Source organism: Actinopolyspora mortivallis DSM 44261 (genome assembly GCF_000384035.1).
GTDB lineage: Bacteria > Actinomycetota > Actinomycetes > Mycobacteriales > Pseudonocardiaceae > Actinopolyspora > Actinopolyspora mortivallis.
The window spans coordinates 145056-165569 of the sequence record NZ_KB913024.1 but is presented as its reverse complement, the minus strand read 5'-3'; the positions used below and the strand labels follow the sequence as shown (position 1 = coordinate 165569).

Below are 20514 nucleotides of genomic sequence, written 5' to 3'. Positions count from 1 at the left end.
CTCTTCGCAGGTCACGAGACCCCGCACCGTGCAGTGGGCGTTCGTTCACCGACGGCGGGAGGCTGCCCCTCCCTCCGCGTGGAACGCACGGTCCCGGCGGCCTGTTCCCACCGTGAGCGAGAATTCCTAGATCACGTGCAGGGCGGTCTCACCCGAATCGTCGTTGCGCTGACCGTGGGATGTGCCGCTGGTGCGTGCCCACAGCCACGCCTCGAAGCGGTCCTCGGACAGCGGCCGCGAGATCAGGTAGCCCTGCGCCGTGTCACAGCACATCCGCACCAGCTGGTCGCGCGCGGCGTCGTCCTCCACCCCCTCGGCCACCACACTCAGTTCCAGCGAGTGCCCCAGCTCCACGATGGAGCGCACCACGGCCATGTCGCTGAGGTCGGTGCCCATACCGAGCACGAAACTCTTGTCGATCTTGACTTCGTCCACCGGCAGCTGCCGCAGGTAGGCCAGCGAGGAGTAGCCCGTGCCGAAGTCGTCCACGGCCAGCACGACCCCGAGGGCCCGTAGGCGGCGCAGCACGGGAAGCGACCGGTCCGGGTCGGCCATCACGCTCGACTCGGTGAGCTCGAAGGTCACCAGTTCGGGAGGCACCCCGTGCCGCTCGAAGGCCTCCCGCACCCGGTCGGGGAAGGTCTCGTCGGCCAGGTTGCGCACCGAGAGGTTCACCGCCACCGACAGCCGCAGCCCCCGGTCCAGCCACCCCCGGATGCGTCCGAGGGCGCGTTCCAGCACGAAGGAGGTGAGTGCGTCCACCAGGCCGGTGGCCTCCACCACGGGGACGAACTCGTCGGGGGACAGCCGCCCGTACTCCGGGTGGGACCAGCGCACCAGTGCCTCGGCTCCCACCACGCGTCTGCTCGGCAGGGCCACCTTGGGCTGGTAGTGCACCTCGACCTGCCCGCTCTCCAGAGCGTGGCGGAACTGGGTCACCAGCTGGAAACGGCGCAGGAATATCTGCCCCATGCTCGGGACGTAGCCCCGCACCCCGTCCTCGCCGTTGCGGGCCGCGCGCACGGCCACGTCGGCGCGCTGCAACAGCACGTCCACATCGCCCTCGGACTCGTCCTCGGCCGGGACCGAGGAGACGTAGCCGACGAAGGCGGTGGCCTCCACCACCAGCCGGTCCAGCGGATAGGGTTCGGCGACGAACTCCCGCAGCCCCGTGGCGACCTCGGCGGCCTGTTCCTCGGTGTGCCCGCCCAGCAGCACCGCGAAGGAGTTGGCCTCCAGCCGCGCGACGGGCACGTGCCCGCCGAGGTACTCGCGCATCCGTCTGCCCGCGGCGACGATCATCCGGTCGCCCCAGGCGTAGCCCAGCGCCTCACTCACGGTGGTGAGCAGTTCGAGGTCGATCCGCAGCACCACGGCGGTACCGGTGTCCAGGGCCTCTGCCGCCATCTGCCGGAAACCCGTCCTGTTGAGCAGGCCCGTCAGCGGGTCGTGGTAGGCGTCGTGGCGGAGCTGGGCGAGCAGCCTGCGGTTGTCCATCGCCGTGGCGAGGTGGCTGGCCAGGGTGTGCAGCAGCCTGATGTCGGCGCGCCCGAAACCACGCCACCGGCTGACCCTGTCGTGCACCTCGATCGCACCGAGCAGCTGGTTCGTCCCACGCAGCGGCACCACCAGCGCCTCGTGGGCTCCTCGGAGGCGCAGGGCCCGGCTGATCTCCTCCGGGGCGTCACCGCGTCGGAACGAGCGCACGTGCGTGCCCGGAAGCTGGAGCAGGGGGCACTCGCGCAGCAGGGTCGCGCCGTCCGTGGCGGTCTCCTCCTGACCGGCACCCGCGACCAGGGTGCTCACCCCGCCGCGCGGGTCCAGGGACAGGCGCAGCACCACGCGGGTGGCGTTCAACTGTTCCCGGATGCGCTCGGCGACCGGTTCCCACTCCTCGACCGAGACCCGCTCCCCGATCGCACTGACCGCGGAAGTGTCCGAGGTGGGCAGGTTGCGGGTGGTGTGCTGTCCGGATCGGGCCACGCGCAGGCTGACGTCGCTGAGCGCCTCCAGGTCACGTTGCTCCCGCAGCAGTCCGGAGTAGGCCCGGTACAGTGCGAGCACCCCCACACCGACCACTGTGACCAGTGCCCACCCCCACCGGGTGTTGACGGCCAGTTCGTAGCCGGCCAGCCCGATCGAGGTGTTGAGCAGTCCGACCACGAAGGTACGTCCGCCGAGCAGCAATCCTGCCGAGGGCCGCATCCCGTTGCCCAGCGCGGACAGTGCGGCCACCGCACAGCCGCAGCTGATCAGCGAGGAGCTGACCGCGCCGATACCGGCGCAGAGCCAGCCCGGGACCGTGTCCCCGAACAGGTTCCCGCAGGCACCCGCGACCAGGAAGGGAACGGCTATCTCCCAGCACAGCACTCCCGCGTTGTAGGAGACGTGGGTGGCGGCGCGTTTGCCGATCTGGGCCACGAGCCCGGCGACCAGGTTGGCGGCCAGCACCACTTCGAACGGTGCCGTGAGCAGCCCCACGATCAGCGGGATCTCGGTGAAGGAGATCGTCCAGCCCACTCGCTTGGCGTCCACGTCGATGGTCAGCTGCTCGACGAGCAGGAAACCCGCGGCCAGCAGAGGACCGATGACCAGCAGGTCGGGCTCGTACCGGAAGGGGAGCAGCCACGAGGTGACCACCGAGACCAGCACGCCGGTGCCCAGCACGGCGGCGGAGAAGACCGCGAAGATGCGGCGCCGCCGCGGAGAGACCTCGGAACGCACCGGCGGGCGCGGTACCTCCGAGTCCACGGTCGCTCCCGAAGAGCGGTGATGCTCGATCATCCACGCTCCTCCCGCCAAGCGACCCGTCGGAGTCGCGTTACTCAGCGTCGATCGTGACGCACGACAGCCCTGCTTGGCCAGTCTCGGATTGGTGCCATCGTGGGTGACACGTCAAACAGATTACTAGAGGTGGCCACTCGTCGTGGCCGGATCTCGTGGTACGAACCCGATCAGTCGGCAGGCTTCTCGCTCAACCGCACCAGAAAACGGAAACAGGAGCGGTTCACACTGAGCAACCACCAGCCACTGTGAACATCGCCGCAGCAACCCCACGGGCCCAGCACGGTACGCCACGAGCCAACACCGAGCGTGACTTCGCGGTCAGTGCGGGATGTCGAACTCCTCGAAGAAGTCCCGCACGGAACGGTCCAGTTGGGTCAGTCCGCTCTCCTCGGTCGGCAGGTGTCCGGAGCGGGTGAGCGGCACCGAGCGTTTCGGAGCGCCGAGGCGGGCGAAGAAGCGTCGCGAGTGCTCGCCCGGGATCCACCGGTCCTCCTCGGGAACGGCCAACAGCACCGGTGGGGAGGTGAAGCGCTCCGGCGGAACGGCCGGGGGCAGTCGCAGGTAGGAGCGGAAGAGTTCCAGTTGGATCCGGCGGGCCCCGCCCAGCCCGTCGGCGGTGAACGCCGCCGCGAAACGCGCGTGGTTGGAGACGGCCGTGACGTCGAGCAGCCACCGCAGCGGGACGTCGTGCACCGGCGGTATGAGCGGGACACCGGCGAATATCCCGGAAAGCACCCCGGCTCCGGGGTTGGCCACCAACCCCTGCCGGACCTCCTCGGTGCGCGGATCGGCCAGCCCGGTGGTCAGCAGGGCGGCGACGTGGTGGGGGATCCGGGCGGCCACCTGGTAGGCGAGCCAACCGCCCGTGCCGATGCCGAACAGCACGACCGGCCTGCCGTCCCGGGCCCGTTCGGCTTCTATCAGGTCGAGCACGCAGTGCACCCACCCCAGGTAGGTGATCCGGAAACCGGCCGAGCTCAACCCGTGCCCCGGAAGGTCCGGAGCCAGGTACTCCAGGTCGGTGAGGGTGGGAAGTCGGGAGTAGGGGGCGAGCATCCTCCCGTAGCCGCCGATGCCGTGCAGCACCAGGAGTTTGCCGGCGGCGTGGGGGCGACGCACGATGTCCAGGTGTATGGGCACACCACGCCAGGACCACCACCGCTCCTCCGGGGCCTCCCGCTGCCTGATGCGCAGCCCTCCGGGGAAGAACTCCTGGTAACGCGTCCACTGCGTGTGTTCCGAGTAACCGGCGGCGGTCCCGGTGCCCCGCGCGAACGACGTTGATCGCGAACCGAACCCCACATCACGAACATACGGAAGCGAATCGGACATGCGCATCGACCGACAGCAGGCAGCCCAGCGGCTCGAACGGGCGCGCGTCGCCCGACTGGCCACTGTGGGCCGGGACGAGCAACCCCATCTGGTTCCGGTGACCTTCGCCGCGGTGGGGGAAGGCGTGGAACGGATCGTCACCGCCGTGGACCACAAGCCCAAAACCACCACAGCGTTGCGCAGGATCCGCAACATCGAACGGAACCCGAGGGTGTGCCTGCTGGCCGACCACTACGAGGAGGACTGGCAGCGACTGTGGTGGGTGCGCGCGGACGGGCGGGCCCGGACCCTGGCGGCCACGCGGGCCCCGGAACTGGTGCGGGCGTTGGGCGCGAAGTACGAGCAGTACCGGCGGCACCCCCCGGAGGGGGCCCTGATCGTGATCGAGGTCACCAACGTGACCGGTTGGTCGGCCGGGCAGTGAGCGGACCGGGCGGGAAAGCCCCCCAGCGGCCGCGCGGTGCGACAGCCCACTTCGAGGTGTTCGTGTTCGAACGCGGCACGGGGCTCCGCGACCGTTCCGACACGGCACGCCGTCTCCCGACCCCACGGCAGCACGAGGTGTCGGACCGGCCACGGGAAGCGCCCCGCGCTCAACCGGCCTGGGGGTCACCGGGAGCGCGGGGCGCGCCACCGAGCCTACGCACCGAACCGAAGGGCTGTCGAGCCGTCGGTGCGGGTGCTCCCGGCGAAGCCGGAGTCTCCGCGCGGGCGCCGAGCGGAGGTGCATAGGGTTCTCGGTGTGCAGCAGCAGGATCCCTACTTCGTGCGGGTGCCGACCGAACGGCTGTCCCCGCTGGCCCGGGCACTGGACGTGGTCGACCGGCACGCCGAGATCAACGACCGCTACCGCGCGCTCATCCACGACTCCAGACGACTGCTGGCCCAGACCGACGTGCGGCTGACCCAGGCCCGTGGCATGGGCAAGAAACTCATGGTGCTCGTTCGTCGCGGTGCCGGGGAGGGATTCCGGGAGAGCCTGCCCCAACGGGAACGGGAGGAGTTGGACGCCGGGCTGCGTCAGGCCGACGACCTCGTGTACGGCGACACCCCGGACCGGGGGAGTTCGTGAGCCCGGACGGACGTGCCGCGCCGCGGGAAGGGGAGGTGGACAAGGCCGTGCGGAACGTGCCCGGCGCCGAGGAGCACGGCATCCTCGGCGGAGCGGGCACGTACTCCCTCAGGTTCCGCGACCGGCCATCCACTTGCTCATCGCGTACTCGACCAGCGCGATCAGCGCCTCCTTGGTGGAGGACTGGTCCCTGGCGTCGCAGCTGAGCAGCGGGACCTCGGGGCCGACGGCCAGCGCCTCCCGCACTTCCTCCAGGTCGTGCTGGAGTTTGCCGTCGAAGCGGTTCACCCCGATCACGTACGGCGTTCCCCGGTCCTCGAAGAAGTCGATCGCGGAGAAACAGTCCGCCAACCTGCGGGTGTCCACCAGCACGACCGCGCCGATGGCACCACGTACCAGGTCGTCCCACATGAACCAGAAACGCTGCTGCCCCGGTGTGCCGAACAGGTAGAGGATCAGGTCCTCGTCCAGCGACAGGCGACCGAAGTCCATCGCCACCGTGGTGGAGTTCTTCCCCGGGGTGGCGGCCAGGTCGTCGATGCCTTGGCTGGCCTCCGTCATGACCGCTTCCGTGGTGAGCGGAACGATCTCGGAAACCGAGCCGACGAAGGTCGTCTTGCCCACCCCGAATCCACCCGCGACCACGATCTTGGCCGAACTGGTGGACGACTTTCCGGTCTGCTGGGGCGCCTTAAAGCCGGCGGAGTCCACTCAACACCCTTTCCATCAACATCATGTGCGGTTCACTGCCGCTGTCGGTCACGGTCTGGTGAACCTCGACCAGACCCTGTTCGGCCATGTCCGCCAACAGGACCTTGGCCACACCGAAGGGCACACCGAGCAACGCCCCGACCTCGGCCACCGAACGGGGCTGACCGCACAGTTGCACCACTGACTGATACTCCTGCCGCAACGGCATGTCCGGGCGGTAACCGGCGCCGGTGGAGACCAGGGTCTCCAGTTCGAGTTCCACGTTGGTCCTGGTGCGGCCACCCGTCCAGGCGTAGGAACGAATGCTGGCCGCGGGTGCGTCCGCCTCGGCGGCGGGCTCCGGTCCACCGCCCTCGGCCGGTGCGGGGAACCCGTCGTCTCCGGTCCGGCCGACCGGTGGCGGGGTCACGGACTGTTCCCGCGCGGACCGCTCGCGTGCCGAGTCCGTCTCGTGCTCGGCCGGTTTCCGTTGCTTCCGACGACCGCGTCTGCTGCCGAAGTTCAGCCCGTTGTACACGTCGGCGAAGGTGGCTTCGTCGACCTCGTTGTCGTCATCCCACCCGTACCGTCGCCCGACCTCGTCCTCGCGACGTCCGTCGTAGTCGGAGTTCCTGCTCATGGTGGCCTCACACCAGCTGTTCTGACACGGAGTTCCCCGCACCCTGCAAATGTGAACGCAGTTCGGGCGTGAGGATGCGACCGACGCGTTCGACCAACATCGCCATCTCGTAAGCGATCAGACCCATATCACACTGCGGAGCGGCCAGGACCGTCAAGCAGGAACCGTCGCTGATGGACATCTGCAGCATCATGCCGCGGTCCATCTCCACGATGGTCTCCTTGACGGCCCCAGCCTCGAAGCAACGAGCAGCGCCCTGGGTGAGGCTTAACAACCCCGAGGCCACCGCGGCGAGCTGTTCGGCCCGGTCCTGCGGCAACTTGTTCGAAGCCGTCAGCAGCAGTCCGTCCGCCGACACGACGATCGCGTGTGCGACTCCGCTGACACGCTCGGTGAAGTCGGTGATCAACCAGTTGAACTGGTCGATCTTCGCCTGCTGGGATGACATCGCGCCTCCTTAGATCGATCCGGCGGCGGCAGAGCGGGCGTAACTCGGCCCCACCTACTACTCCCCAGCGCTGTGCCTACCCCTGCGCACACCCTGCTGGAAGCTGGACAGCCGACCCCGTGTCTCGTCCGGTGCCGGTGTGTTCTGCGTGGTGGTCGACTCCGACCTCCCGGAGGGAGGGGCGCTTCCCGGAGCAAGGTGCTGCTTGGGAACACGTCGGGGCAGACCCGCGGAGGTGTACTCCGCGGGCTGCGGGTCCGAAACCGCCGAATCCTGGTGGGCTCGGCCGGTCGAGAAGTTCCACGCGGCGGACTCGTCCATCGGCGACTCCGATCGAGCTGTCCCGTCCTCCTTCCCGGACGACGGGGTCTGCCGTCCTTCGTTGCCCGCGGCCGCGCCGAACAGCCCGTTGTCGGCCCGCCCCGGGTGTTGGGAACGCCCGGCGTCCCGGCGGGGCAGTCCGGATCCGGTCCGCCCCCCGCCGAAGGCCGCGTTGGCGGTTCCCGCCGGGCCCCGCTCGGGCGATGCCGGAGCACCGTCCGAGGGGACACCGTTCGAGGACTGCTGGGTGGCTTCCTCCATCCAGCTGAGGCCACGCCCACCGGAGGCGCCCGCGCCCCCGCCCGTTCCGGAGCCAGCGCCGCCCTTGCCGTTCAGCCCGGCTCGCGGAGTGCGGCGCGGCAGCCCCGAGTCCGTGTACCCACCGGCACCGCCGTGCGGGGCGGGTCCGGCCGGGGCCTGCCCACCGCGGGCGTCCGCCCCGGCGGCGGGAGCCCCGGAGGGCAGGTCGCCGACCTGTGCGGCGGCCTCCTCGTCGCTCGGCCACTGCCACTGTTCGCTGTCGGGGCGGTACCCCTCCGCCTGGTAGGAGGCGTTCTCGGGAGCGGGCGCGAACCACTGCGCCCCGGAGTTCCCGCTCGGTGCCGGAGGGAGCGGCTGCACCACCGTGGGGGCGCTGTCCGAGTAGCGCTGCTCCGGCCTGCCCTCCGGGGCGAGCCCGTCGAAGTACAGGCTTCCCTCGTCGGCGTCGTCCTCGGGGGTCTCGTGGTACTCCTGCCCCTCGGGAGGCTCGAACAGTCCCCGCACCCGACCCTCCGGTTCCAGGTCCGGGAAGGCGGGCACCTGTTCGTCGGGCTGTTCGGTGGGCCACTGCTCGGGGGCGGGCTCACTCCGGTTTCCGGTGCCCTGCTGGACCGGGATCTCCGGGGAGTGCTCGGGGCCGGTCGACTGCTCCCGCCGCTGTTCACCGTCACCGGGCGAGTGGACCGTCTGCCGGGTGTCGGAACCTCCGGGCGGTGCCCCCAGGTCGAAGCCGGCTAAACCGCCCTGCAGTACCTGACGGCGGTGCTCACCGTTCACCCGGGAGGAGTCGGAGCGCTGCTCACTGCCGTTGTTCGACGGATGCGGGGCGGACTCCTGCCCGAAGGTCGAACTCCGGTGCTGGGAGGGTCCGGCGGGCGCCGTGGACGGGCCCGAGGGGACGACGGAGGAGGAACCCGACGGCCCGGTCGCCGGAGGGGGTGCCGTCGGCACCGAGTGCTGCGGGATCCGGGAGGTGCCGGATCCGCCCCGCTCCGGGATCACCAGGTCCGGCGGAACGTGGACCGTGGCCCGCACACCGTCCACATCGTCCCCACCGTGCAGCCGCACGGTGATGCCGTGCCTGCCGGACAGCCGCGCCACGACCAGCAGACCCATCCGGCGCGACATGGACAGGTCCTCCTCGTCGAAGGAGGCGAGTCGCTCGTTGGCCTCGGCCAGCTCCCGCTCGCCCATGCCGATGCCGTGGTCGAGCACGTCGATGGTCAGCGAGGAGTCCTCGGACTGGCGGCTGGACACCGTCACCGAGGTCTCCGGGGAGGAGAAGTTGGCCGCGTTGTCCAGCAACTCGGCCATCAACCGGACCAGGTCGCTGCCCGCGTAGCCCACCAGTCGGGCCTCCGGCGGGGACTGCACCACCACGCGCGGATAGTGCTCGATCTCCGACACCGCGGCGCGCAGCACGTCGGCCAGCTGGACCGGCTGGGTGAACCGGCGGGCGATGTCGCTTCCGGACAGCACCATCAGGTTCTCGTTGTTGCGGCGCATCCGGGTGGCCAGGTGGTCCAGCCGGAACAGGGTCGCCAGCTGGTCGGGGTCGTCCTCGTCCTGTTCGAGTTCCTCGAACAGGCGCAGCTGCCGTTCCAGCAGGCTCTGACTGCGCCGGGAGACGTTGACGAACGACTCGCTGTAACCCCGGCGCAGGGCGGCCTGTTCGGAGGCCAGCCGCAACGCCTGCCGGTTGACCTCGTCGAAGGCGCGGGCCACCTGGCCGACCTCCTCGGTGGTCTCCACCGGCACGGCGTCCACCTCGGTCTCGACGTCGCTGCCCTGGCGGATGCGCGCCACCGCGCGGGGAAGCTGTTCGTTGGCCGCCTCCAGGGCACCCCGGCGCAGCTTTCCGAGCGAGCCGAGCAGGTTCCTGCCGATCACGAAGATCACGCCGGCGGCGAGGATCAGCGCGGTGACCATCAGCACCGTCGTGGCTCCGGCGCGGTCGCTGGCCTCGTCGTAGAGGTCGTAGGCCCGTTCGTTGAACTGCTCGGACAGCTGGGAACGGACCCGCACCGTCCGTGAGATCAGCTCGTCGGAGAGCCCGTTCCACTGGTCCAGGGTCAGCGAGGTGTGGACTCCCTCCACGCGGATGGCGCGCATGAGCTCGTCCTCGGCGGCCATCCAGCGCTCCATCTCCTCGCTGTTGACGACCTCCCTGGCCTGGCGCGGCTCGGCGTTGGCCACGGTCTGGAAGCTGCGCACGCGGGAGTCCAGCCGGGCCCGGGAGTCGTTCAGCGCGTCGCTCAGCGCGGGATTGAAGTCGCTGCGCGGCAGCGCGGCGTCCACCAGCGCGCGCTGGATGCGGATCTCGTCCTCGGCGCGGGACAGCTCGTGCAACGCGTTGATCATGGTGTACAGCTGCGAATCGTCGATGGTGTTGATGACGGCCCGTTCCATCGACAACAACGAGCTGATGATGTCGTTGTAGCGCCCGATCGCCTCCACCGGCGGCAGTGAACCGGTCAACACGCCCTTGCGCAGTTCCTTCAGCGCGGCGAGACTCTCGCGCAGCTCGTCGAACTGGGCCGAGGTGACGGGGCTGAACTTCTGGACGTCCTCCAGCACCCGGGGTGCCTGTTCGACGTAGCCGGTGACCTTCTCGTACTGCTGCCGGTACTCCCGCCCGGCGCCGGGGGCTCCGCCCAGCAGCTCGGCCGCCTTGGTCCGCTCGGCCTGGAGTCCGGTCAGCAGCGGCTGGATCCGGTCACGTGCCGTCGCCAGACGGCTGATTTCCTCGTAGCGGTTGGCCTTCGAGACCTCGGCATGGATCTGGAAGGCGCCGAGCGTGAGCACGAAAACGATCGGCACCAGAACCACCGCGCCGAGCTTGACCGGGATGCGCCAGTTGCGCCAGTCAGTCAACGCCGCCCGTCGGGTTCCCCTCGACCTGTTCCGCGCGGTCGAGGCATCCGAGTCCTGTTCCCGGTTCGCCCGTCCTGCCGCCGCGCTCACAAAAGCCCCCGGAGGTCACGTCGTTCGTCCTGCTCTGTCACGGTGCGGGCCCCTTCCGAACGAACAAATCGTAGGAGAACAGCGTCTGCCACTCGGCCGAGTGAAGGCTTATCTACCTGTGCGCCGAGCGGATCTGAGCTCATCGCAGATCGTTCCGGTTCGCAATATTCTCGGCGAAGGACCCCCCGGCAGTACTCTCCGTCATCAATAGTCGCGTACCGCAAGGAGCGACTCCACCGGCCTTTTCAAACAGGTGACACGCAGCCTGTGGCCACCCTGGATTGTAAGGATGCCGATCAAGGTACCGAGCGTGGGGCGCGTTTTCCAAACTCCGGTACTCGGAGGGTGAAACCGATTGTCATCAAGATCATCCTTCGTGGGCCGACGCGTCCGCCCTCCCCCGCCGAGGGGTGTGGTACAGCAGGAAACCCACTGACTCTAACCCGTGGCGCGCGAGATGAAAACAGGTACGGTCACCGGACCGTCGTCGCTTCGTGGTACTCATCGGTAATGGCCCATGAGCTGCGTACATCGCACAGTGAGCAGTCGCGGCCCCGCATCCGGACACCTCCTCGGGAACCCGGGTGGGGCCAACACCGGCAGTACCGGGCGCTCCTCCGTTAGCAGGAGCGGTCCGTAGTATGTTCCGCCGAGTCGGTCGGATCCTGTGGAGCACGGCGACTCCCCACGGAGGACCCGGTCGGACCTGCTCGCCGACGCGGTTACGCCGACGCGGCACCGAATCGGAACAATACTCCTCGACACGGTTCACCGACTTCGGAAGAAGGGCGCATGAGCAACACGACCCCGCCACCGCTCCGGACCCGTCACGGACAGCGCAGCGACAAAACACACGCCTCCTTCGGAGGGATCGACAAAAGCGCCGCGCGCAATATCGGCAGCACCGGCCCGGATTTCGTCGGAATCGCACGCTCCGCCGAATTCGGTGAACTGCGTTCACGTACGAAGTGGTTCGCCCTGTCGATGACGGCATTGTTCCTCGCCCTGTACACCGGGTACGTGCTGCTCGCCGCCTACGCACCCGATTTCATGGGCGAACCCGTGTTCGGACACGTCAATGTGGGCCTGCTGCTCGGAATCAGTCAATTCGTCTCCACGCTTCTGATCACCACGTTATACGTCCGCTTCGCCGCGCGGAGAATCGATCCCGAGGTCGACCGGATCCGGGAGACCGCCGCAGGAGGTCAGCAATGATCACACTGGCTCAGGAGGGCTCGCCACTGGGCGACAGCAGCCCCGCCGTGAACATCACGGTGTTCGCGGCGCTGATCGTGCTCACCCTGTTCGTCACCTACCGCGCCAGCAGCCGAAGCGACACCAGCGACTACTTCGCGGCCGGCGGGACCTTCTCCGGGGCGCAGAACGGAATCGCCCTCTCCGGCGACTTCCTCTCCGCCGCGTCGTTCCTCGGCATCGCGGGTGCCATCGCGGTGCACGGCTACGACGGTTTCCTCTACTCCATCGGCTTCCTCGTGGCGTGGTTGGTCAATCTCCTGCTCGTCGCCGAACGCCTGCGGAACACCGGGCGTTTCACCATGGGCGACGTGCTGAGCTTCCGGATGCGGCAGCGTCCCGTGCGGGCCGCGGCGGCCATCTCCACCCTGTTCATCACGATCGTCTACATGATCGCCCAGATGGCCGGGGCCGGGGACATCGTGGCCCTGCTGCTGAACGTGCGCAGCTCCTCCGGACAGGCCCTGGTCATCACCGTCGTCGGCGTGGTGATGGTGCTCTACGTGCTCATCGGTGGCATGAAGGGAACCACCTGGGTGCAGATCATCAAGGCGGCCATGCTGCTGCTCTCCGTGTCGCTGATCACGCTGTTCCTGCTCGGCAAGTTCGGTTTCAACATCAGCACGCTGCTGGAACGGGCCGCCGACAACAACCCGCTCGGTGAGCGGGTGCTCGCCCCCGGTGCCCAGTACGGGGAGAACGCGGTGACCAAACTGGACTTCATCTCGCTGTCGATGGCCCTCGTCTTCGGCGTGGCCGGGCTGCCCCACGTGCTGATGCGCTTCTACACCGTCCCGAACTCGCGGGAGGCCCGCCGTTCGGTGGTGTGGGCCACCTGGCTGATGTCGGGGTTCTACCTGTGCACACTGGTCATCGGCTTCGGCGCGGCGGCGCTGGTCGGTGTGGAGACCATCCGGAACGCCCCCGGCGAGGAGAACTCCGCGGCGGCCCTGCTGGCCCACGAAATCGGGGGGACGGTGCTGCTGGGAGTGATCTCGGCGGTGGCCTTCGCGACGATCCTCGCGGTGGTGGCCGGGTTGACCCTGACCGCCTCAGCCTCCTTCGCCCACGACTTCTACGCCAACGTGGTGCGCGGCGGGCGCGCCGACCCCGAGTCCGAGGTCCGGGTCGCCCGCATCACGGCCCTGGTGATCGGCGGGGTCGCCATCATCGGCGGGATCCTGGTCAACGGGCAGAACATCGCCTTCCTGGTGGGGCTGGCCTTCGCCATCGCGGCCTCGGCGAACCTGTCCACCCTGTTGTTCACCCTGTTCTGGAAACGGTTCAACACCACGGGAACGCTGTGGGGCATGTACGGCGGGCTCGGTTCCTGTCTGCTGCTCATGCTGTTCTCGCCGGTGGTCTCGGGCGAGCCGGACTCCATCGCACCCTCGGTGGACTTCAGCTTCTTCCCGCTGAGCAACCCCGGGCTGGTGTCCATTCCGATCTCGTTCCTGTGCGGGATCATCGGCACCTTCCTGCACCGGGACAGCGCCGACCGGAAGGACTTCGCCGAGATCGAGGTGCGCTCGCTCACCGGGATCGGCTCGCGCGACGTCGTGCTCTGAAGTCCCCGTGGGTGCGGGACACCGCCCGCACCCACGAGAGTTCATCCGCAGAGTCTGCTCACGAACTCGGCCACCACCCGGCCGAGTTCGGTTCCGGCGTCCTCCTGCAGGAAGTGCCCCGCGTTCTCCAGGGTGGTGTGGGGCTGTCCGGTCGCCCCGGGAACCTTCCTCCGCAGCACCGGCCCCATGGGGCCCGTGATGGGGTCGCTGTCGGAGAACGCGGTCAGCAGCGGGACGTCGCTGCGGGCGAGCACCTCCCAGGCCGCCCGGTTGGCCTCGGTGGCCGGGTCGTCCGGGGTGGTCGGCACGAGCGTCGGCATCACACGCGGACCGGCCTTGTAGGACTCGTCCGGGAACGGCGCGTCGTAGGCGGCGCGGACCTCGGGCGGCATGGGGCGCGCACAGCCGCTTTCGACCAGCCGCCCCACGTCCAGGTTCTCCGCCTGTTCGACCGTGCGGCGGAACCGCCACCACACCTCGGGCATGTCCCGGTCACCGGTGGGCATACCGGTGTTGGCGGCCACCGCTCCGAGGAAGCCGTCCGGGTTCTCGGCCAGCAGCCGCAGCCCGATCAGCCCGCCCCAGTCCTGCCCGACCATCGTCACCTCACGCAGCCCCAGCACGTCGAACACCAGGGAGCGCACCCACTCCACATGCCGCGCGTAACTGTGGTCGGACCGGTTCACGGGTTTGTCCGAACGGCCGAATCCCACCAGGTCCGGGGCCACGACGCGGATCCCTGCCTCGGCCAGCACGGGCAGCGCCTTCCGGTACAGGAAGGACCAGCTCGGTTCGCCGTGCAGCAGCAGCGCCACCGGCCCGTCGGCGGGTCCGGCGGTCACGTAGGCCATGTTCAACGCGCCGCCGTCCTGGTCGGGCACCTCGACACGGTGCACCGGATAGTCGAAGTCGACGACGTCGGCGAAGGCCTCTTCCGGGGTGGTCAACACACGCATGGGCGGACGCTACAGCACCGGCCCGTCGAGTGTTAACGGGAAACGAGGACTCCTTCCGAGAAGATCACCGCACCGTCCGGCTGCGGAAACGGAGTGGCGTCCGCGCGCTTGGTGGTCGTCGATACCACGACCTGTCCCGTCGGTTCCGTGGGTGATCAACCACCCATAACGCAAGTTTGCTTCATAAAAACTGTTCACGCCGCTGTTCCGCGCCGTCAACGACGAAGGAAATCCGCGCCCAGACACGAACCTCCTCGAACCGAGGTCGAAAAACACTCACACCGCCACTCACCGCGTGAAAACCGGTGTCCGCCCACGAGCGAACCTCACACGGGCGCCGAACGTCCTGCGTCGCCCGGAATCCACTGATACCCTGACGGCGGTTAGCCGTCTTCGGATAGTCGGGGGCCTCAATGCCCGAGCCTTCTGTCGTTCGTCCCGTGGGGCAGCCGCCGCTTCGCGAGTTGTCGCGAGAGCAGCTTGCGCGGTATTTCACCACCACGTGGGAAACCTACGAGACACTTTTCCGCGGTGTCACCGATTCGGCCGAGTCGTACTGTGCGCGCGTACACCCGTTCCGGCTTCCCCTCGTCTTCTATCTCGCCCACACGGCATCGTTCTACGTGCAGAAACTCAAGCTGGTCGGTCTCGTGAACGGAAGTGGGATGCCCGAGCTCGACGAACGCATGGAGCAAGGCGTTTCCCCCGAGCACCCCGACGAGCTCGCCGAACTCACCGACTGGCCGGATCCGGAAACGGCGTGGTCCTACCGGAAACAGGTCCGCGACATCGTTCTGCGGGTCATCGAGAACATCCCACTACCGACCACAGTCGAACCTCAGTCACCCGTTCGGGCCCTGCTCATGGGAATCGAGCACGAGAACATCCACCTGCACACGTCGATTCCCCTCATTCGCATGCTGCCGGCCCGACTGAAGGAGGCACCGCCGGGATGGCCCACCACCGTGAACGAACGCACGATTCCACCGACGGAACGCGGCCACGGGGATTACGCGTATTGTCGGGGCGGTCTGGTCCGGTTCGGTGACACGCGGACAGAGGCGGACCGGTTCCAGTGGGACAACGAGTGGGGCCGCCGCGAAGCGGAGGTTTCGCCGTTCATGGTGGCACCGCATCCGGTGACCAACAGGCAGTTCCTGGAATTCGTGGAGGACGGGGGATACCACAACCCCGGACTCTGGACGACACACGGAGCTTCCCTCTTTCTGTCCGAAGTCAGCAGGGGGCACCCCAACTCCTGGTTCCGCGCCGACGACGGTTCGTACCGGTATCACGGAATCTTCGACAACATCGACATGCCCTGGGACTGGCCCGTGGAAGTCAGCCGGCACGAGGCGGTCGCCTATGCCAACTGGGCCGGGCAGTCGCTCATCTCGGAAGAACAGTTCCACGCGCTTTTGAACCACGAGTTCGGCGGGGTCGAACGGGTGGCGGACAGAATCGACGAATTCAACGTGGGCCTCCGGCACGGCAGCCCGCGGCCGGTGCGCGGCCGGGGAGCCGATTCCGACGGCGGCGCGGTCGACTTCGTCGGCAACGTCGCCCTGTGGCTGAAGGACGACTTCACACCCCTGGACGGGGAATCGTTCCGTCCCGACCCGCTCTACCCGGACTTCTCCGAGCCCTGGTTCGGAGCGGAGACCGGCCTGCTCGCCGGTGCCAGCTACGCGGCACGGGGACACATGGCCGATGTCGGGGTCATGCGGGACTTCATGCAGAACCACATGGACCAGCTCGCCGGTATCCTCCTGACGCGGCCGACCTCATGACCGGTGGACGACACGCGCGTCAGGCCCATCTCATGCGCGCGGCATCCGAGTTGGGAATCGAGGTGCACGACCGCATGCCGGAGCTCGGTGTCGACCTGGTGGTCTACAGCCACGGCACGAAGTCCGTCCCCGTGCTGGAAGGCCGTTACGACCACGAGCTCCGAGCCCGTGACTTCTTCCTCACCGAGGACAAACACGCCACGAAACTCCTGCTCCGCCAGGCGGGGTTCACCACTCCGCGAGGAGTCGCCCTCACCTCCGGCGACCTCGAGCACCCCGCCCGGGACGGGGACACGCGGGAGAGCCGTCGTCTGCCGCGTCTCGCCACCGAGGCTCTCGCCACGCTGGGCGAGCCCCCCGTGGTCGTCAAGCCACGGGCGGGGATGCGCGGTGACGCCGTGCGCACGAACCTCGTCACCGCGGAAGCCATCAGCACGCACATCAACAGATGGCGACACCTCTTCCGGGACTGGATCATCGAGGAACAGATCGACTGCCAGGATCTACGTCTTCAGCTCATCGACTCCGAACTGGTCGCCGCATGCGTCCGCGAGCCCGCCTCCGTCACCGGCGACGGGCGGAGCACGCTCGCGACGCTCGTCGAGCAGCACCGCGCCGAAATCACCGCCGCCAACCCGGACAACCGGCTCGTCATCGACGCCGAGGCGGAGGATCTCCTGAGGGAACAGGGCCTCCGGCTGGACGACGTGCCGGAAGCCGGACGGACGGTCCGGCTGACGAGGACCGCCAACCTGGCGAAGGGGGGCGTCGCGATCGACGTGACGGACCACCTGCACCCGGGCTTTCACGAGTGGGCACCAGCCGTGGCCAAGCTTTTCGACACGAAGATCCTCTCCGTCGACGCGCTGTGCGCCGCCCCGCACAAGCCGCCCGACACCAACGTCACCATCCTGGAGGTCAACGCCGCCCCGGAGTGGGTCCACCACACGTTCTCCGAAAACCGCACCCACGACATCGCGGCACGCATCCTGCGCTCCTGGTTCGACCTGTGAGGCGGGAGGATGACCGTAGCGCACCGATCGCGTCCCCGAGGACGTTTCCCGACAGGTCTGGTCCGGGAAACGTCTGTTTCGCCGAGCTGGTGCGCACCTGGACGCTGAGCCTCACGCGGAACCTCGTCGCCCGGGCCGAGCACGAGCGTCGGCATCGGCTCGAACGGTCGGGTGGTGTCGGTGCGGCACCCGAGTTCCACGTTTTCACGGAGTGCCGGGTGGTCGCCGACCACGCGATCCAGGTGCGCCAGCGACACCGCAACGAACACGACGAGAAGGACGAGTGGAGACACCACACGTGAGTGACCCGAACGAACTGCTCACGGTGCCACGGGAGCTGTTCGTTCCCTCATTGTCTTCTTTGGTGGCCCCGCAAGAGGGTTCCCGACCTGTGGGTCCGACAGGACCTGTCCCCCAGTTGTCGAACCACTGGTGGTCTACGTTGAACAGCGTTGACTCCGCGCGACAGCGGGCGGAGAAACCCGCAGCACGGGTCTGAAAGCCGGTGTTGGTGTTGAGACGGCCTACACTACTCCGTCATCATCGCGGCTCATCGACAGCCACACTCCTTTGGGAAGTCGAGCGGTCCCGGTCAGCCTGTAGCCGTCGGGGAACACGAGTGCGCTCGGCATGTCGGCCGGGACACGGATCTCGATGTGGTCGACGAGATCCGCGTGCAGGTACGGCCGTACCTGTGGCATCGCCACAGCCAGTCCGGCGGTTCGTGTTCCCGAGCGGTACAGCACGTCGAGAGCGTGGCGGGGCTCCTGCGGCAACGAAACCAGTGGTGTGGCAGTGCCCGGTGAACCTGGTTCGGGTACGGCTCCGCCGTCGTGAACGAGGGTGTCGACCTCACGGGGCAGCACCGTGGGCTTGCCTGTCAGGGTTCCCTCCGGAGTAAGGGTGCAGCCCCAGGTGAGCACTGGGCGTTGGTGATCCAGCGCGGTCAGCCAGGGACCGGGTACGAGACGGGCTTCGTCGGCGAGAACGCCCACGGTCACGTCGATTCCGGCTTCACGCGGCAGGGCCGCCCCACCGCGTCCTCGGGAGGTCGGGTCGAGCACGGCGATGACCACACGAGCGATTCCCGCATCGATCAGCGTCTGGTGACAAGGTGGGGTGCGGCCGTGATGGCAGCAGGGTTCGAGGGTGACCACGGCGGTCCCCGCGCGAGCGTGGGAGCCCGCCTGTGCGACGGCGTGGGCTTCGGCGTGCGATTCACCCTTGCGGCGGTGCCACCCTTGCCCGAGCACGTGGCCGTTCTCATCGAACACCACACATCCCACAGGCGGGTTGGAGCTGGTCGTACCGTGCCCCAACGCCGAGAGCGCAATGGCATGGCGCATGGCCCGGCGCTCACACTCAACCGTGGTGATCGTCGTGGAGCTGGTCTAGCAGCTCGGAGACAGCGGCGACACGGCGATGACGGTGCATTCGGCTGGCCAGGGTTCGAAGGTGTTCGTGAACTCGGGGGGTCCTGGTTTCTCGGGCGAGTGTGGGGTGACGAAAGCGCCGTGTCCGTGCCGGGGTGTCGGGCGACTTCCGGTTACACCGGGTGCTCGGTGGTGGCCGGTTCTCGCGGAGCCTCGTCCCAGACGCGTGTCTCGTTGACGCGTTCCTTGGCCCGTAGGGCTTGGTCGAGGTCGGTGTCGAGACGGTTGGCGATGGCACAGAGGTAGATGAGGATGTCGGCGAGTTCGGCGTCGACGTTGCCCGTCGCCGAACCGGCCTCGATCGAGAGGCCGGAGCTTTTGCGGATGGCCTTACACAGCTCCCCGTACTCCTCGCCGAGTTTGAGGGACTGCTCCAGCACGGTGCTGTCGGCGAAGCCGCGTTCGAGTTCCATCTCGGCGACGTAGCGCTGGATCTCGGCCAGGCTCGCCTCGGCTGGGAGTGGTCGCATCGGTATGGGTCAGTTCGGTTTGACGAGGGGGAAGAGGAGGGTTTCTCGGATGCCGAGTCCGGTGAGTGCCATGAGGAGTCGGTCGATGCCGATTCCGGCTCCTCCGGTGGGTGGCATTCCGTACTCCAATGCCTGAAGGAAGTCCTCGTCCAGTTGCATGGCTTCGGTGTCGCCGCCCGCAGCGAGCAGAGACTGTTCGGTGAGGCGGCGGCGTTGTTCGCGGGGGTCGGTGAGTTCGGAGAAGCCGGTTCCCATTTCCATGCCGAAACCGATGAGGTCCCATTTCTCGGTCAGGAGAGGCTCGTCGGCGTGTTGTCGGGCGAGGGGGCTGGTTTCGGTGGGGAAGTCGTAGACGAAGGTGGGCTGCGCCAGGGTGGGTTCGACCAGTTCCTCGAACAGCGTTTCGGTCAGCTTGCCCGGTCCCCAGTCGGGGTTGTGGGAGATGTCGAGGCGGCTGGCGATTTTGCTCAGCGTATCGGCGTCGGTGTGCGGGTCGATTTCCTCACCGACAGCGTGGGAGACGGCCTCGTGCAGTCGCGTCCAGGGCCAGTCTCCGCTGATGTCGATCTCGGTGTCACCGCGACGGACCACCGGACTGCCGTAGACGCTGGTAGCGACGTGTTGGATCAGTTCGCGGGTGAGCGCGGCGACGGTGTTGTAGTCGCCGTGGGCCTGGTAGAACTCCAACATCGTGAACTCGGGGTTGTGCGTGGAGTCCGCGCCCTCGTTGCGGAAGTTGCGGTTGATCTCGAAAACCCGTTCCATACCGCCGACCACGAGCCGTTTCAGGTACAGCTCGGGGGCGATGCGTAGGTACAGGCGCAGGTCGTAGGCGTTGATGTGGGTGATGAACGGGCGTGCTGTGGCCCCGCCGTGGACCTGTTGCAGCATCGGGGTTTCCACTTCGGTGAATCCCTGCTGGTGCAGGGTGTCGCGTAGTGCGCGTACGGCGGCGGGACGACGAACGGCCATTTCACGTGAGTCGGGATTGACCAGCAGGTCCAGGTAGCGTTGCCGCAGTCGTGCTTCCGGGTCGGTCAGGCCGTGGTGTTTTTCCGGCAGGGGGTGGAGGCATTTCGCCAACAACGACCACTGGTCGACCAGCAGGGACAGTTCTCCTCGGCGGGAGGTGATGATCTCGCCTTCGACGCCGATCTGGTCCCCCAGATCCACGTCCGATTTCCAGTCGGCCAGGGATTGTTCTCCGAGTCGGTCCAGCGAGAGCATGAGTTGGATCTCGCCGGATTGTTCGCTCAAGGTGGCGAAGCAGAGTTTGCCGCTGTTGCGGGAGAGCATGATCCTGCCCGCTAGGCCCACTCGTGTGCCGGTGTGCTCGTCCGGGCCGAGGTGCCCGTGGTGGCGGCGCACCTCGGCGACGGTGGTGTTGCGGTAGGTCCGTGTCTGGTACGGGTTGATCCCGGCCGCGTGCATCCGGTCGAGCTTGTCGTGCCTGACGCGAACCTGTTCGGGCATGTTCGAGGACTCGGCGCTGGTCTCACTCACGGTCATCGAGTG

At 68.0% G+C, this 20514-nt stretch carries 17 protein-coding genes; 7 read left to right on the top strand and 10 right to left on the bottom strand.

Annotated features, from left to right (window positions below; all coding sequences use genetic code 11):
- Positions 1–126 precede the first annotated feature (126 nt).
- Positions 127–2784, bottom strand: coding sequence for a putative bifunctional diguanylate cyclase/phosphodiesterase (locus tag ACTMO_RS0100890; RefSeq protein WP_019852765.1), 2658 nt, complete (start codon positions 2782–2784; stop codon positions 127–129).
- 321 nt (positions 2785–3105) lie between these two features.
- Complete coding sequence (locus tag ACTMO_RS0100885) at positions 3106–4089, bottom strand: alpha/beta hydrolase (RefSeq protein ID WP_019852764.1); 984 nt, start codon at positions 4087–4089, stop codon at positions 3106–3108.
- A gap of 28 nt (positions 4090–4117) precedes the next feature.
- Between ACTMO_RS0100885 and ACTMO_RS0100880 the strand changes: the two genes are divergently transcribed.
- Positions 4118–4543, top strand: a complete 426-nt coding sequence (locus tag ACTMO_RS0100880; RefSeq protein WP_019852763.1) for a TIGR03668 family PPOX class F420-dependent oxidoreductase — start codon at positions 4118–4120, stop codon at positions 4541–4543.
- 318 nt (positions 4544–4861) lie between these two features.
- On the top strand, positions 4862–5191 hold the full coding sequence (locus tag ACTMO_RS0100875; protein WP_019852762.1) for a hypothetical protein: 330 nt from the start codon (positions 4862–4864) through the stop codon (positions 5189–5191).
- A 108-nt stretch (positions 5192–5299) separates the two neighbouring features.
- On the opposite strand, the gene ACTMO_RS0100870 is transcribed toward ACTMO_RS0100875, so the two are convergent.
- Genes ACTMO_RS0100870 through ACTMO_RS0100855 form a run of 4 tightly spaced genes read right to left on the bottom strand, consistent with a single transcriptional unit; the run spans position 5300 to position 10425 of the window.
- Positions 5300–5902, bottom strand: coding sequence for an ATP/GTP-binding protein (locus tag ACTMO_RS0100870; RefSeq protein ID WP_019852761.1), 603 nt, complete (start codon positions 5900–5902; stop codon positions 5300–5302).
- Positions 5883–6521 (bottom strand): DUF742 domain-containing protein, encoded by a 639-nt coding sequence (locus ACTMO_RS0100865; RefSeq protein ID WP_019852760.1) that lies wholly within the window; start codon positions 6519–6521, stop codon positions 5883–5885. The genes ACTMO_RS0100870 and ACTMO_RS0100865 overlap by 20 nt, the downstream gene beginning before the upstream one ends.
- Before the next feature lie 7 nt (positions 6522–6528).
- Positions 6529–6969, bottom strand: a complete 441-nt coding sequence (locus ACTMO_RS0100860; protein WP_019852759.1) for a roadblock/LC7 domain-containing protein — start codon at positions 6967–6969, stop codon at positions 6529–6531.
- Positions 6970–7026: 57 nt separating this feature from the next.
- Positions 7027–10425 (bottom strand): nitrate- and nitrite sensing domain-containing protein, encoded by a 3399-nt coding sequence (locus tag ACTMO_RS0100855; protein WP_019852758.1) that lies wholly within the window; start codon positions 10423–10425, stop codon positions 7027–7029.
- An 882-nt stretch (positions 10426–11307) separates the two neighbouring features.
- On the opposite strand from ACTMO_RS0100855, the gene ACTMO_RS0100850 reads away from it, so the two are divergent.
- Positions 11308–11730 (top strand): DUF485 domain-containing protein, encoded by a 423-nt coding sequence (locus ACTMO_RS0100850; protein WP_019852757.1) that lies wholly within the window; start codon positions 11308–11310, stop codon positions 11728–11730.
- Positions 11727–13337: a solute symporter family protein gene (locus ACTMO_RS0100845; RefSeq protein WP_019852756.1), complete on the top strand. Its 1611-nt coding sequence runs from the start codon at positions 11727–11729 to the stop codon at positions 13335–13337. The genes ACTMO_RS0100850 and ACTMO_RS0100845 overlap by 4 nt, the downstream gene beginning before the upstream one ends.
- Positions 13338–13378: 41 nt before the next feature.
- On the opposite strand, the gene ACTMO_RS0100840 is transcribed toward ACTMO_RS0100845, so the two are convergent.
- Entirely contained in the window at positions 13379–14293 is a 915-nt protein-coding gene (locus ACTMO_RS0100840; protein WP_019852755.1) for a haloalkane dehalogenase, read from the bottom strand.
- Positions 14294–14706: 413 nt separating this feature from the next.
- Here ACTMO_RS0100840 and ACTMO_RS0100835 point away from each other — a divergent pair, with 413 nt between their 5' ends.
- The 3 genes from ACTMO_RS0100835 to ACTMO_RS0100825 all read left to right on the top strand — a co-directional run bounded on the left by ACTMO_RS0100835 (position 14707) and on the right by ACTMO_RS0100825 (position 17398).
- Positions 14707–16083: an SUMF1/EgtB/PvdO family nonheme iron enzyme gene (locus tag ACTMO_RS0100835; protein WP_084791986.1), complete on the top strand. Its 1377-nt coding sequence runs from the start codon at positions 14707–14709 to the stop codon at positions 16081–16083.
- 32 nt (positions 16084–16115) lie between these two features.
- Positions 16116–17096 (top strand): hypothetical protein, encoded by a 981-nt coding sequence (locus ACTMO_RS0100830; protein ID WP_019852753.1) that lies wholly within the window; start codon positions 16116–16118, stop codon positions 17094–17096.
- Positions 17097–17185: 89 nt separating this feature from the next.
- Positions 17186–17398, top strand: a complete 213-nt coding sequence (locus tag ACTMO_RS0100825; protein WP_019852752.1) for a hypothetical protein — start codon at positions 17186–17188, stop codon at positions 17396–17398.
- Positions 17399–17620: 222 nt separating this feature from the next.
- On the opposite strand, the gene ribD is transcribed toward ACTMO_RS0100825, so the two are convergent.
- From ribD to lysX, 3 genes are all read right to left on the bottom strand, one after another.
- On the bottom strand, positions 17621–18472 hold the full coding sequence (ribD, locus tag ACTMO_RS21790; RefSeq protein ID WP_342670116.1) for a bifunctional diaminohydroxyphosphoribosylaminopyrimidine deaminase/5-amino-6-(5-phosphoribosylamino)uracil reductase RibD: 852 nt from the start codon (positions 18470–18472) through the stop codon (positions 17621–17623).
- Between the two features lie 170 nt (positions 18473–18642).
- Complete coding sequence (locus ACTMO_RS0100815) at positions 18643–18999, bottom strand: MazG nucleotide pyrophosphohydrolase domain-containing protein (protein ID WP_019852750.1); 357 nt, start codon at positions 18997–18999, stop codon at positions 18643–18645.
- Between the two features lie 9 nt (positions 19000–19008).
- Entirely contained in the window at positions 19009–20508 is a 1500-nt protein-coding gene (gene lysX / locus ACTMO_RS0100810) for a bifunctional lysylphosphatidylglycerol synthetase/lysine--tRNA ligase LysX (protein WP_019852749.1), read from the bottom strand.
- Between the last annotated feature and the right edge of the window lie 6 nt (positions 20509–20514).